The organism is Mesorhizobium sp. M0051 (assembly GCF_040323235.1).
Lineage (GTDB): Bacteria > Pseudomonadota > Alphaproteobacteria > Rhizobiales > Rhizobiaceae > Mesorhizobium.
Window position 1 is genome coordinate 115,509 of the sequence record NZ_JAMYUT010000013.1, and the last position, 15,111, is coordinate 130,619.

The 15,111-nt window shown below is 63.3% G+C and carries 7 protein-coding genes; 1 reads left to right on the forward strand and 6 read right to left on the reverse strand.

The window, feature by feature from the left end; genetic code table 11:
• Positions 1–46 precede the first annotated feature (46 nt).
• Positions 47–1,585 (reverse strand): trimethylamine methyltransferase family protein, encoded by a 1,539-nt coding sequence (locus NKJ90_RS15840; RefSeq protein ID WP_023756934.1) that lies wholly within the window; start codon positions 1,583–1,585, stop codon positions 47–49.
• Between the two features lie 217 nt (positions 1,586–1,802).
• Here NKJ90_RS15840 and NKJ90_RS15845 point away from each other — a divergent pair, with 217 nt between their 5' ends.
• Complete coding sequence (locus NKJ90_RS15845) at positions 1,803–2,393, forward strand: transglycosylase SLT domain-containing protein (RefSeq protein ID WP_352486324.1); 591 nt, start codon at positions 1,803–1,805, stop codon at positions 2,391–2,393.
• Positions 2,394–2,422: 29 nt separating this feature from the next.
• Here the strand turns inward: NKJ90_RS15845 and NKJ90_RS15850 are convergent, their stop codons facing one another.
• From NKJ90_RS15850 to NKJ90_RS15870, 5 genes are all read right to left on the reverse strand, one after another.
• A complete protein-coding gene (locus tag NKJ90_RS15850) occupies positions 2,423–4,633 on the reverse strand; it encodes a dipeptide ABC transporter ATP-binding protein (protein ID WP_031259506.1) in 2,211 nt (736 codons plus the stop codon).
• 73 nt (positions 4,634–4,706) lie between these two features.
• Entirely contained in the window at positions 4,707–5,864 is a 1,158-nt protein-coding gene (locus NKJ90_RS15855; protein WP_023756932.1) for an ABC transporter permease, read from the reverse strand.
• Between the two features lie 12 nt (positions 5,865–5,876).
• On the reverse strand, positions 5,877–6,911 hold the full coding sequence (locus NKJ90_RS15860) for an ABC transporter permease (protein WP_023756931.1): 1,035 nt from the start codon (positions 6,909–6,911) through the stop codon (positions 5,877–5,879).
• 226 nt (positions 6,912–7,137) lie between these two features.
• Positions 7,138–8,790: an ABC transporter substrate-binding protein gene (locus NKJ90_RS15865; protein WP_023756930.1), complete on the reverse strand. Its 1,653-nt coding sequence runs from the start codon at positions 8,788–8,790 to the stop codon at positions 7,138–7,140.
• Positions 8,791–9,056: 266 nt separating this feature from the next.
• Positions 9,057–15,110, reverse strand: coding sequence for a translocation/assembly module TamB domain-containing protein (locus tag NKJ90_RS15870; RefSeq protein WP_352486327.1), 6,054 nt, complete (start codon positions 15,108–15,110; stop codon positions 9,057–9,059).
• Position 15,111: the final 1 nt, after the last annotated feature.

Here is a 15,111-nt window from a genome sequence, read left to right on the forward strand (position 1 = left end):
TGATATCAGTGGGTTGGATGGGCGAATGGATTCACGATGGGAGGCATCACGGTTCGCCCTGCCCGATCGCTTCCTTACGCTTGGCCATGTAAGCCTCCAGCGCCTCGCGCACGGCGACGTCCATCACCGGCTCGACATAGTCTTCCAGCGCCTTCTTCCACAGCCGCGTCGCGCGTGCCGTGGCGTCGAGCCCGCCGGCTTCCTGCCAGGCCTCGTAGTTCTGCCAGTTGGACAGCATCGGCTGGTAGAAGGCAGTGGCGTAGCGCTCCAGCGTGTGCGGCTCGCCGAAGAAGTGGCCGCCGGTCGGCACCGCGCCCAGCGCCTCGACGGCAAGCTCGGCCTCGTTGACCTCGATCGGACGCAGGAATTCCATCATGTGCTGGATCATCTCGACATCAATGATGAGCTTCTCGAATGACGCCGTCAGCCCGCCCTCCTGCCAGCCTGCGGCATGATAGACGAGATTGCCGTGGCCGAGCACCGCGCCCCACAGCGCCATCAGCGTCTCATAGGCGCCTTGCGCGTCGGCGGCATTGGAGGCCGAGCCCGGCGTCGTGCGATATGGCAGCCCGTAGCGCCGCGCCAGTTGCCCCGACGCGATGTTGGCCTTGGTGTTCTCCGGCGTGCCGAAAGCCGGTGCGCCCGACTTCATGTCGACATTGGAGGTGAAGGCGCCATACATGACCGGCGCGCCGGGACGCACCAGCTGCGTCAGCACGACGCCGAACAGCGCCTCCGCATTCTGCTGCGCCAGCGCGCCGGCCAGCGTCACCGGGCTCATCGCTCCCATCAGCGTGAATGGCGTCACCGCAACGGACTGGCCGAACTCGGCCATGGTCATCAGCCCCTCGGCCATCATCTCATCGAAGCGGCGCGGCGAGTTGACCGAGATGATGGTGGTGACGCCGGGGTCGTCGCGCAACTGGTCGAGGCTCAAGCCTCGGGCGATCGCCATCATTTCGATGCCGTCGAGCGCCCTGCCCCGGCCGATTGCCGAGACATGGAAACTCTTGTCGGTCAGCGTCAGATTGGTGAAATAGGTGTCGAGATGGCGGGAATTGGCCGGCAGCTCGACCGGCGCGCAGACCTGGTTGCCGAGCATGTGGATGCAGTTGAAATGCTGCGCCAGCCGGGTCAGGTCCGAATAGTCGCGCAGATTGCCGGCGCGACGGCCGCGCTCCATGTCATGCACATTGGGCGGTCCGGCAACGAGGGTGAAATTGATGGTGTTGCCGCCGAGATGAACGGCCTTGGCCGGATTGCGCGGAGTCAGCACATAGCTCGACCGCGTGGTTTTCAGTGCTTCGGCGACCAGACCGCGATCGATGCGGACATTCGCCGAGGCATGATCGACCTTGGCGCCGGCCTTCTCGAAAAGCGCCAGTGCGCGCGGGCTCATAACCTCGATGCCGAAATTCTCCAATATGTGCATCGACGCGTGGTGGATCTGCTCGATCTGGTCGGCAGACAGCATGGCCATTGGCGGATAGGGATTGGTCACGCGCCGCAGCGGCAGTTGCGGAATGGCCGACGGGCCCCTGTTGCTGGTGCGCTCTGCGCCGCGTTTGCGTCTCGGTTCGTTCATGCCTGGCATCAAAGCCCCGGCAAACCAGGCAAGCTGTCAGAAATACGTCATATGCGGGCGTGATTTTAGCCAAGGCGGCATTTCTGTGATTTCAATATAGATAAAACGACGAAATGCGTCGATTTATTGATACGATGCTTTCTCTGAGGACCACGCCGCCGAAGCATTAACGAAGGCTGCAAGATTCCCTTTATGATTTCGGCCTATTGCTCTGCCGATGCGTAGTTCGAGTTTTAGTAAAATTGCTGCGGTTTGCGTGCTGCTGGCGCTTTCGGCCTGCGCCACCGCGCCCAATCATATCAACAATGTCTGCGCCGTCTTCGATCAGAATGACGGCTGGTTCGACAACTGGCAGTCGGCCGCCGAGCGCACGCAGCAGAAATATGGCGTGCCGGTTCCCGTGCTGATGGCGACGGTGCGCAAGGAATCCGGCTTCAAGAGCAACGCCCGGCCGCCACGCACCAAGCTTCTCGGCTTCATTCCGTGGAAGCATGTCTCATCGGCCACCGGCTTCTCACAGGCGCTGGACGGCACCTGGTCGCAATATCAGGGCGAGACCGGCAACTGGGCGGCGCGGCGCACGAAGTTCGCCGATGCGGTCGATTTCGTCGGCTGGTATCACTCCAAGACGGCAGACACCTACGGCATCGCCCGCAACGACACCTATAATCTCTACCTTGCCTACTATCTCGGCTGGACCGCCTATGGGCGAGGCAACCGGGGCGATGCCGGCGTACAGGGCTACGCGCGGGCGACCGACAAGATGGCCCGCGATTATGCGCAGCAGTTGAGCCAGTGCGGCAACTAGAAGGACTGCCGCGACAGCGGCAGCCTTGATCAGCTCGGCTTCGGCTTCTTGCCGCGCGGACGCTTCGGCGGCGGGCCGGCAAAGCCGGGGCCATCGCCATGCGGCGAGTCCTCGGGCACGCCCTCATGCGCGGCATGTTCCTTGTCGAACTTGATCACCGGCTCCATCTTGGCCAGCACGTCGTCGGAGAGCCAGCACAGGCTCATATGGCCGTCGCCGAGATGCTTGACCGGCGGCACCTTGGTCTCGCACAGATTATCCGGCACCAGCTTCTTGTAGCCGCAGCGCGTCTGGAACGGACAGCCCGACGGCGGGTTCATCGCCGACGGGATATCGCCTTCCAGCACGATGTGGCGCTTGACCACGCTGGTGTCGGCGATCGGGATCGCCGACAGCAGTGCCTCGGTATAGGGGTGATAGGGCGGCGCGAAGATCTGGTCGGTCGTGCCCTGCTCGACGATATAGCCGAGATACATCACGACGACGCGGTCGGCGATGTAGCGAACGACGGACAGATCGTGGCTGATGAACAGCATCGTCGTCTTGTTCTTACGCTGGATGTCCATCAAAAGCTCGGTCACCGCTGCCTGCACGGACACGTCCAGTGCCGAGACCGGCTCGTCGGCCACCACAACCTTGGCGTCGCCGGCAAAGGCCCGCGCCACGCCGATGCGCTGCTTCTGGCCGCCGGATAGCTGGCGCGGCTTGCGGGTCTCGAAGGCCCGCGGCAGCTTCACCAGGTCGAGCAGTTCCAGCATGCGCTTGCGCCGGTCGGCAACCGTCTTGCCGACATTGAACTTCTCCAGGGTCCGGATGATCTGCGAGCCAACAGAATGGCTGGGATTGAGCGTGTCGAACGGGTTCTGGAACACCATCTGGATCGACGATACAGTCTCGACGCTACGGCTCTCGATGCCGGTCGACTGGATTTCCTTGTTGCCCAGCGTCACCGTACCGGCACTTGCCGTCTCCAGCCCGAGCAGCACCTTGGCCAACGTCGACTTTCCGCAGCCGGATTCGCCGACGATGGCAACGGTCTCGGATTCGCGCGCCATGAACGAGATCGTCTCGTTGGCCTTGACGACGCGGCCCTCGCTCGAGCCGAACACCTCGCTACCGCCGACCTTGTAGTATTTTCTCAGATCCTCGATCTTGAGCACCGGCGCGCCGGGCACGACGCGCTCCTTGACCTTCTTGGCGCCCGGCGGCAGCGCGTCCCAGTCGATCTCGTTGAAGCGCACGCAGCGCGAAAAATGGCCTTCGTGACCCGCGACCTCGATCATCGGGATTTCGGCGGCGTTGCAGACGCCCTCGACGAAATGGTGGCAGCGTGGGCCGAAATTGCAGCCCTTGGGCCGCTCGTGCGGCAGCGGCAATTGCCCTGGGATGGAAATCAGCGGCCGTGAGTTCTTGTCGGCGCCGGGCAGCGGAATCGAGCGGAACAGCCCTTGCGTATAGGGATGGCGCATCCGGTCGAACACGTCCTTGATCTTGCCGGTCTCAACCGCTTCGCCCGAATACATCACCGTGATGCGGTCACAGGTTTCCAGTATCAGGCCAAGATTGTGCGAGACGAAGATCATCGACGTGCCGAACTTCTCGCCAAGCCCCTTGACCAGGTCGACGATGCCCGCTTCCACCGTCACGTCGAGCGCCGTCGTCGGCTCGTCGAGCAACAGCAGCGCCGGCTTCGACAGCAGCGCCATGGCAATGACGATGCGCTGCTGCTGGCCGCCGGAGAGCTGGTGCGGATAGGAGCGCATCATGCGCTCGGGATCGGGCAGCTTGACCGAGCGCACCATTTCAAGCGCGCGCTTATACGCCTCTTCCTTCGACACCTTGTCGTGGATCAGCGGCACTTCCATCAACTGCTGCCCGACCTTCATCGCCGGGTTGAGGCTCGCCATCGGCTCCTGATAGATCATAGCGATCTTGTTGCCGCGGATGGTGCGCAACTCCTCGTCGGAGAGCTCGCCCATGTCCTTGCCCTGGAACTTGATCTTGCCGCCGACGATCTTCCCGATGTTGGAGAGGTCGCGCATGATGCCGAGCGACACGGTCGACTTGCCGCAGCCGGATTCACCGACGATGCCCATCGCCTCGCCCGGCATGACGGTGCAGGAAAAATCCATGACCGCCGGTATCTCGCCCTTGCGGGTGAAGAAGGAGATCGACAGGTTCTCGATCTCGATGATCGGCCCATTGGCCGGCTTGGCGGGATTTCGAACTGCCTCATTCATGGGTCGCTCCAATCCTGGTTCTTTCGGGCCTGGTTCTTGGTTCTTTCAGGCGCATCGGGTCGAGACCCGCAGATCAGTCTTTCATCGATTGTTCGCGCAGCGAGTCAGCGAGCAGGTTCAAGCCCAGCACGAACGACATCAGCGCGATCGTCGGCGGCAGCGCCGGGTGGACGAAGGAACGCAGCAGCCGGCTGGCGTCCTTGATCGCGGTGCCCCAGTCCGGGCTTTCCGGCGCCAGGCCAAGGCCGAAATAGCCGAGCGTGCCGAGTAGGATGGTGGTGTAGCCGATACGTAGGCAGGCATCAACGATCAGCGGCCCGCGCGCATTGGGCAGGATCTCCCAAAGCATGATGTACCAGGGCGACTCACCGCGTGTCTGCGCCGCTGCCACATAGTCGCGTGTCTTGATGTCCATCACCAGGCCGCGCACGATGCGGAACACGCCGGGGCTGGAGGCGAACACCACCGCCACGAAGATGTTGAGCTGGTTGGGATCGATGTGCACGATCCGCAGCGGGTCCTTGTCGAACACAAGGCCGAGATAGATCCAGCCGCCGACGATCAAGGTGATGCCGAGCAGGATGTAGAGCCGGTCGGGCCGGTTCTTGTAGCGCGTCCAGAACAGCACGCTGAAGAAGATGATCGGAAAAAGGAAGAACACGCCGGCCATCGCATAGGGGATCGGCGTATCCATGATGCCCGGCGTCACCAGCAGGTAGAACAGCAGGATGACCGGGAAGGCGAGCACCAAATTGGCCAGGAACGACAGCACCGTGTCGATCTTGCCGCCGTAATAGCCGGCCGGCAGGCCGAGCGTGATGCCGACCATCAGCGCGAAGCCGGTTGCGGCAGGCGCGATGATCAGCACGATCTGGCTGCCAAAGACCATGCGCGAGAACACGTCGCGCGCCAGCTTGTCGCCGCCGAACAGATAGGAAAGTCCCGATTGCGGTTCGATGGCGCCCGGTAGCACATCCTTCATGATGGGGACCTGGGCCAGCGGATCGAACGGTGAGATCGTTGCGGCGAAGATCGCCGTGAACAGCCAGAACAGGCAGATGCCGACGCCGACGACGCCGACGCCGCTATCGAACAACTGGCCGTAGAGCGCCAGCTTCTTCTTGTAGGCGTAGCTCGCGCCCATGACGATGACGAGCGCGATCCAGACCGGCCAGAAGCGCGACAGCACTTCGAGAACGACGGTGAAGCCACTGATATATTGTACCGGCATCCGCTTCGCTCCCTACTGAACTCTGATACGCGGATTGAGAAACGCGTAGCCGACATCGGAAATGAGCTGCGTGATCAAGACGATGAACACCGAAACCAACGAGCAGCCGAGCAACAGGTCGATATCGTTGTTGCCGGCTGCCTCGACCAGCGTATAGCCGAAGCCCTGGTAGCGGAACATCACCTCGACGATGACGACGCCTGTGAGCAGCCAGGGAAACTGCAGCATGATGACTGTGAAGGGCGCGATCAGCGCGTTGCGCAACGCGTGTTTGATCACCACGCTGCCGAAGGAGAGACCCTTCAATCGGGCGGTGCGGATATATTGCTGCGTCATCACCTCGACCATCGAAGCGCGCGTCATGCGGGCGATGTAGCCGATGCCGTAGATCGCCAGCGTCATCACCGGCAACGTGAAATTGTAGAAGGTGATGCCCTGGCTCGCCGAAGCGGCCGAGCCATTCAGCAAGCCAAGCCACGAGGCGAAGATGACGGTAAAGATGACGCCCGATACATATTCAGGCGTCGCCGTCGAAGCGATCGAGGCGACCGAAAGCACGCGGTCGGTTCGCGAGCCCTCACGCATGCCGGCCAGAATGCCGATCAGCAGCGAGATCGGCACCATCACCGCCAGCACCCAGAACATCAGGATACCGGTGGCGCCGAGCGCCGGAAACAATTTCGAGGCGACCGATGCCTTGAACTTGGTCGAGCAGCCGAAATCGCCTTCGAGGACGCCAGCGAAGGTTGGCACGACCGGATCGTTGCAGAAGGAGAACCGCTGCGCCGGCTTTCCGGTCGCAGGGTCCGTCACCGGTTGCTTGGGCACGACGCCCAGCCACTGGCCATAACGGACGAAGAAGTTCTGCCGGTAGCCATGATTGACCAGCCAATTCTCAAGCTGCTCGGCCGACGTATGCATTTCGGTCTGGCTGATCGCCAGCTTCTTCAGATTGGGTTCGAGGTTAATCAGGAAGAAGACAACCATGGTCAGGCACAGCATCGTCAATGCCATGGTGCCAAGACGCCTGATAACGAAAGAAAGCATGGCTGCCCCTGCCGATGGGTTGGGGTTTGAGCCGGCTATGAAAGCCAACCCTGCCGTGACCGGCGGGGCTGGCTGTCAAACAGGCCTTCGGATGCGATCAACTTTGTTTTTGTTGCATGACCTTGGCCTGGAGTCCCGCAACTTTTTTGAGAAGCGCGGACCCACAGGGGCAGACGATGCAAAGAGCGAGGGAAAGGGGCGACGCCCCTTCCCCTTGTCGGCGCAATCAAGCCTGTTCGAGCCAGACCTTGCCGTAGTCGCGCTCGAAGGTCGGGTGCATCTTGTAGTTCTGCACCGCCTTGACCGAGTGGCTGTACAGCTTGCGCCAGTACGGCTGGATGATGATGCCTGAATCCTGCAGGATCTGCTCGATATCCTTCATCATTTCCTTGCGCTTGGCGGCGTCGGCAACGGCGAGCGCCGCATTGAGCTTGGCATCCCAGTCGGGATTCGACCACGCCGTCTCATTCCAGGCCTCGCCGGTGCGATAGGCGATGGCCAGGACCTGGACGCCGAGCGGGCGCATGTTCCAGTTGGTCATCGACAGCGGATACTTCGTCCAGTCGTTCCAGAACGTCGAGCCCGGCAGAACGGTGCGCTTCACCTTGATGCCAGCTTCGCGCAACTGGGCGGCGATCGCATCGCCGGTGTTCTTGTGCCAGTCCTCGTCGACGGTGATCAGCTCGTGTTCGAAGTCCGCCTGGCCGGCTTCCGCCATCAGCGCCTTTGCCTTGGCCGGATCGCGGGCCACCTTGGGCAGCTCGTAATATTCCGGATGGATCGAGCACACATGGTGGTTTTCGGCCACCGAGCCGGCATTGCCGTAGCCGAGCTGCAGGACGACATTGTTGTCGACCGCAAGCTGCAGCGCGTTGCGCACCTTCTGTTCGCCATAGGGCTTGTTGTTGACGTTGGAGCGGCAGACGATGGTCGATGCCGTAACGATTTCCGACTTGACCAGATCCATGCCGTCGAGAATCGACACATAGTCGGCCGAGGTCTCGAAATTGGTGTGCACCTCGCCAGCTTCGAAAGCGCTGACCATGGCGGCCGGATCGGTGCCGTAGTCGATGAATTCCAGGCCATCGAGGAACACTTCGCCGTCCCACCACTTGTCGTCGGTGCGGCGCTTGTAGACCACTTTCTGGCCGACATCGTAGGAGACGAGTTCGAACGGACCGGTGCCGATCGGGCAGGCCTTGAAGTCGCCGCCCTTCTCGTCGAAGCTCTTGTGGACGATCAGGCCGGGATAGTCGCACATGTTGGGAATGAGCGCGATGTCAGGCTTGCCGAGCTTGAGTACGACCGTGTGGTCGTCAGGCATGGTGACGGCGCTCTCGTCGAGCTTGTCATCCTTGACCAGCGAGCCGAGACGGCCGGGCATCGAATTGCCTTCGGCTTTCTTGTCGGCCCAACGCTTCAGATTGAAGACGACGTCGGCGGCAGTGAAGGGGTCGCCATTCGACCAGGTGACGCCCTTGCGCACATGCAGCGTGTACTGCGTGGCGTCGTCGTTGACGTCCCAGCTCTCCAGCAGGTAGGGGCGGAACGTGTATTCGGATGTATACTTGACCAGCGGCTCGAGCGCCTGGCGCTCGGCATTGGCAATTTCCGACCAGTCGGCTTTGCGCGGGTCCTTGGGATCCTTGATCCACTGGGCGATCTTGAGCGTGCCGCCCTTCTTGCCTTTTACCTCTTCGGCCTTCGCCGGAGTCGGGTCGGCGAGGCCGAGCAAGCCGTAAGCCATTGCCGTCGACGCACCGAAGACGCTGGCCATGGCCAGGAATTCGCGGCGATCCACCTTGCCTGCCTTGGCGTCTTCGGCCATGGCCAGGATGTGATCCGGAACGCGATCGCCATTACTTTTATAAATCGTCATGACTTAACTCCCATTGTTGGCTTTCCGCCTTTTAACATTCCGCATCCGGGCCATGATGTCAAAGACGGCATGGATTGGGAACATGTTAGGGAATGTGCAACTTTGGCAAAGAAGCGGTTCGCGTGATAACGACAGTCTTGGCGCAAAATTGCTACTGCGTGACGGATTCCTCTGGAATCTCGATAGTCGATTAAACTGAGACATTTACGCGGGCCCGGACGGCGCCGGCCTTGAACCGACCTAAGGCCAAAAGCTCCGACGAAGTATCAGTATTCCCTCTCGTAAAAGATGCCGCCCTTGGCTTCACCGGCGTCGTTGGCCTCGCCGCGCAGCTTGACCCCGCGCCCGACATTGAGATCGACCGTCGCCTTGCCCGAGCCTGGCTTGTCACCCTTCTGGATCGTCACATAGGTGCGGTCGTTGAGGTATTTGCCGGCCGAAACCGCCGTGCCGCCCTGCTCGTCCGTCGTGACGTCCAGATCGTCGACGCCGATGGCGCTACGCAGGTTTTCCAGCAGCGACGTCGAGCCGCCAACCCCGGCCAGTTGCCCTGCCGCTTCGGCGAGCTGGGCGATCTGCAGCGGCGACAGGTTTGACATCGAGCGGCCGAAGATCAATTGCGCCAGCACCTCGTCCTCGGGCAGCGCCGGCACCGAGGAGAAGATGAATTTCGGATTTGTCGCCTCGCCCGACACCAGAATGGTGACGGTGGCGCTGCTCGTCGTCGTTGTCGCCGCCAGGTTGAGATAGGGTACCAGCGAGCCGGAGAAGCCAACCGTGCCTTCGGTGAAGGTCAGCCGCTTGCCGAGGATCGACAGCCGGCCGCGCTGCAAGGTGAAGGTGCCGATCGCTTGCGGCGACGAGGCCGGGCCGGTCAGCCTGAGCGAGCCGCCGAATTCGGCATCGACGCCCCTGCCCTGGATGAAGATCTGGTTCGGCGCATTGACCGTGACATCGAGGGTGAGGCCAGTGCCGCCGCCCTTGCCGCTGGTCGTCGGCGGCCGCAGCGCCTTGTCCTGCGCCCGTACAGCACCAGGCGCGTTTTTGTGCTTGACGTCGAGCGCCGCCAGCGAGCCCGGCAATTTGTCCGGAACCGTGATCACCGTCTTGGCGAGATTGATGGTGCCGGCAATCACCGGGGCTGACGTCAGCGGTCCCTTGATCGTCAGGTCGCCGCCGAGATTGGCGGTCACGACCCGTCCGTCCGTATAGCGGCCGTCGACCAGCTTGATCGACAGGTCGGCCGGGAAACCCTGCGCCGGGTTGATGCCGACCGTGCCGCTGGCCGACAGACTGCCGCGCGTCGACAGCGTCCCGGTCAGCCGGTTGATCCTGGCGATGCCGCCGGCAATCGAGATATCGGCGGCGAGATCGTTGACGGCGAGGCCCGAGCGCGCATCCACAAGACGCGCGCCGGAGGTGCTGACGCTACCGCCAATGACAGGCGCTGAAGCCGCACCGCGCACCTGCAAATTCACATTGGCGGTTCCAGACAGCGACAAGCCTTGCGCGGCGAGCTTCTGGCTGAGCAGGCCGAACGGCACGGCGCCATTGAAATCGAGCACCAACGCCGGCGTGCCAGCGGTCGTCACGGTGCCGCCGCCCTTGAGGCCAAGGCCGGCGCCATCACTCACATTGGCGTTGAAGGCCAGCTTGTTGGCGGCAAAGGTGCCGGACGAGGAAACACTCACCGCCCCGACACCAGCGCCTCGGGTCTGCGATGTCTGCACACCCGCCGCGTCGATGTTGAAGGCGACCGCAGGGCTCGCCGGCGCACCCGTCACCTTCACCGTGCCCGAAATCGAGCCGGCGGCGTCGAGGCCCGCCGAGAAACTGTTCGCAAGCGACATCGGCACCCGCGCCAGCGTCGCGTTGATGTCGAGCGCCGTGCCGATCTTGCCGGTCACCGTCGCTGTGCCGCCGCCAAGGTTGAGCACCAGCCGGTCCAGCGTCGTCGTGCCATTGGCAATGCTGACGGTCGAGGCCTGGGCGATGGCGGTCTTGATGCCCTGGACCGTTGCCTGGCCGGACGCAAGCTCGATGGTCGTCGTGCCGTTGGCCACTTTCACGCGGCCAGCGGCCCGCGCCGGAATGCCCTTGGCGGTCGCGCCGCCGGAAAAGCCGGTCCAGTCACCGTCGCGTTTCAAGTCGACATCGATGCCGCTGATCACGGTGCCCCCTGACGTGACGGTGTCGGCGCGGATTTTTCCGGAGATGACGGGTACGGCCAGATAGTTGGCGACCAGCGCATCGATAGAGACAGCTTTCGCCTGAAGGTCGCCCCGCCTGATCGACGCGGTCGCCGCCTTGATCGCGACCTGCGGAGCGCCGCCATTCTTCGAGAAAGCAATCGTGCCGCGCACGTCGCCTTCCGCCTTCTCCAGCGCCAGTGCCGCCAGCGGGCCGATATCGGGAAGGTCGAGCGCAATCGTGCCGACCGGCACGAACTTGTCATCCAGCGCCAGATCGCCGGAAATCCTGTTCTTGCCGAGCGACAGCAGCAGGCCGTTGATGGCGCTCTTGCCGTCAGCCGTCGCCAGAACCGCACTGCCTTGCAGCGCCTGGCCGGTGACATTGCCGGTCAGTTGCACATTTGCCGCCGGGTTGGCGGCATCGGCCTTCGCCGTGGCGGTCAGCTTCAGGCCGGTGATCTCGCGCGATGCCACCAGCAGCCTGTCGCTGTCGACCGTCAGCGACAGATCCGGCGCGGCGGCCGGCCCCTGAGCATTCAACGCGAAGACGATGGCGCCCTTGGCATCTTTCGATAGCAGCGAGATGTCGCTCAGCGCACCCTTGATGTCGGCGGCGAGTTTGTTCTCGGCAAGGCTGGCATGCCCTTGCGCAGTCAGCGCGCCCGAGGCCAGCTGCAATCCATCGACATTGACATTGCCCGACGCATCGCGCTTCAGCGCAGCGCTCAGTTCAGCGCGTTCGGCAAGCATGCCGCGCACCGCCGCCGGCAGCGCCGTCGAGGCGGCATCGGCTTTCAAATTGAGGTCGATGGCGCCGTCGGCCAGCGATACCCGACCGGTGAAGCCACTGTTCAGCGCATCGCTCGTCACCGAGCCGCTGTCGATGGTGACTGCATCCGCAGCCAGCCTGCCGACAACCTTGGCCGTGACCTTGCCGGCGATGAGCGGCGCAATGGTCGCATTGTCGAGACCGATCTTTTCCGCCGATACCGTGCCGGAGATCGGCCCTGTGCGGGTCTTCAAGTCAAAGGCATCGGAATGCAGGGCGACCGCGATGCCTTCGACCTTTGCCAGCTTCGTAGCAACCGAAGACACCCTCGCCGAAATGTCGAGCCGGGGCTGCGCGCCCTGCCCCGCTGCCTTCACCGAAAGCGCCTGCAGCTCGAGCTTGATCGGGCTTTCAGCGCTGCCCAGCGTCAGCGGCAGGCTCGAACCGGTCGAATTGAGGTCGATAGCAAAATCGCTGGCGCCGTTCGGATTGAGGGTGCCGGTCGCCTGGCCGGAAATCTTGTCGCCGGTCAGCGTCGCATGGTCGAGCAAAACACCGCCGGCCGTCGTGTAGCTGCCGGCGGCATCGACAGCGAGCGGCCCGAGCCCGGCCTGGCGAGTCTGGCTGGTTTCGACGCCAGCCAGCTGCGCGTTGAAACGGACGTCAGGAGCTGCCGGCGATCCGCTCACCTGCGCCGTGCCGCCGAGCGTCCCCGCCGCATCGAGACCGGGCGAAAAATCATTGGCCAGTGCTGCCGGCAGCGCCGAAAATTGCGCCGCGAGGTCGAGTGTCTGGCCGGCGGTGCCCGACAGCGTCACCGAACCGCCACCGACATCGAGCGCCAATTTCTCGATGGTGGTCGTGCCGTTTGCAATGCTTAGCGTAGAGGCTTGAGAGATTGCCGCCTTGATGCCGCGAACCGTGGCTTCGCCCGAGGCGATCTCGACGCTTGTCGTGCCGTCGGCGATCTTCACCCGGCCGGCAGCGGTTGCCGGAATGCCCGATATGGTGGCGCCGCCGGTAAAATTGGTCCAGTCGCCGTCGCGCTTCAGATCGACGGCGATGCCGCCGATTTCGGTGGTTCCGGAGGTGACGCTGTCGGCCTTGATCGAACCGGCGATCGCCGGCGCCTTGAGATAATTGGCGATCAGCGCATTGACGGTGATCGTCTTGGCCGTCACCTCGCCACGTGCGATCGACGTGCTCTTCGCATCGATTGCGACGGAAGGCGCGTCACCCTCCTTGGCAAAGCGGATGGTGCCATCGACGTCGCCCGTCACCGCCTGGCCGGCAAGTGCGGCCAGCTGGTCGATGGCGGGTGCCGCGAGCGTCAGCGTGCCGAGCGGCATGAATTTGTCGTCCAGCGCGAGGTCGCCCGAGATCTCGTTGTCGCCAAGCGAGACCAGGAAGCCATTGATCGACCGCTTGCCTTCGCTGGTCACCAGTGCCGCCTTGAGGTCGAGCGGCTGGTCGTTGACGGAACCGGTCAGCGAGACGTTGGCGGCAGGGTTCTCAATGTCGGCCTTGCCGCTCGCCGTCAGCTTGATGCTCTTCACCGTGCGGCCCGAGGCCGTCAGGCTGTCGCTGTCGGCGGAGACCGTGAAGTCCGGGGCCGTCATGGCGCCGCTTGCCGTCAGCGCGAAATCGATGCCGCCGGCAACCGGCACGCCGACCGTTGGCGACAGCACGGAAACATTGCCCAGTTTGCCCTTGATGTCGGCCTGGATATCGGTGCCTTGCAAGCTGGCGGTGCCAGTGGCGCTGAGCGACCCGGACGTGAATTCGATCGCGTTGGCAGCGAAGGAGCCCTGCGGATCGCGAGTCGCGCTGGCCGAGAATTTCACCCGGGCGCCGAGCACAGAGGCGATCTGAGGCGGAAGGGCGGTCGCGACGGCATCGGCGTTCATCTTGAGCTGCATCGACAGATCGGCAAGCGCCACCGTCGCCGTCAGCGAGGCGTTGAGCGCGTCCGAGCGCAATGTGCCCTGGTCAATGGCAATGGCATCCTTGCTGACCGATCCGGCGAGGTCGACGCCGACCTTGCCGGTGACCAAGGGCGCCAGCGTCGCCACGTCGGTTTTGAGACCACCTGCCTCCAGCTTGACGGCGACCGGGCCGGCGCGGTTCTGGATGTCGAAACCGTCGGAATGGATCTGCGCCGCCAGATCGTCCAGTCGCGTACCACCGGCTATGATCGAAACGAAGGAGGCGCCGATGTCGATGATCGGCGCCTTGCCGTCCCCGAACGCGCGGGCGGTGGCATTGTTGATCGCCAGCGTGATCGGCTGCGCCTTGCTGCCGACGCTGATGACGACCGGCGGGCCCTTGGCGGCGAGTTCGACCGAGAGATCGCTTGCGCCGGCAGGATCGATGATGCCGGTGGCGGTGCCATGCACCGCATCGCTGTCGATATTGGCACGGTCGACACTGACGCCGCCGGCTGATGTGGCGGTGCCCGCGACATCGAAGCTGGTCTTGCCAGCAAACAGTGGCTTCAAATTCTCCGGCAGGAAGCTAGCGAAGTCCCCGTCGCCCTCGGCTTCGACATGGCTGCCCTTGTCGGTCGACTGGTGTCGGCCTGTCAGCTGAGTGACGATCCTGCCGTCGACTGAGAACGTGCCGATGCCGTTCCAGTTGGCGAGCGGTCCCGTGCCGGAGACGATTATGTCGACCGGCGGCGCGTCGGGCAATTTGAGCAGATTGGCGATGATGCCGCCTGCCGGCTCTGAGGCCTTGAGATCGAGGTCGAGCCTGTTGTCTGCCGGCGCAAAGTGGATTTTGGCATCGACATTGCCTTGCTTTCCGTCATGACGGGCGACGTTGATCGTTGTCTCGATCGCCAGCGGCGCGGCGTCGGCCTTGAGCATCCCCTTGGCGGCGAGTTCGGCGATGCCGCTGCCGGCCAGATCCTGGCCGAGCGCGATCTCGGGCAGATCGATCTGCTTGATGTCGAGCGAAACCGGCAGCGTCGTCGTGCCGCCGCTCGGCGCTGGCTGCGTGCTGGCCATAGGCAACCGGGCGAGTTCTATGCGTTCGGCGGCGATGCGGTCGGCGCTGAAATTTTTCGACAGCAGCGCCAGCGGCGACCAATCGACGGCCACTTTGCGCGCCACCAGCCAGGCGCCCTCGCGATCCTCCAGCACGACATGGTCGACGCTTAGGGCCCCGGACCAGATGCCGTCGATGCCGCTGACAGTGATCTTGCGATCGTCGCTCGAAGCCAGGCGCGAGATGATGCCGGCGAGATTGTCGCGGCCGCGCTCGGTCTCGGTCAGCACGACCAGTGCGCCGATCGCCCCCGCAACCACGATCAGCAGCGTGTAAAGGACAATGCGGAGGATGCGCCAGACCGTCTTCATC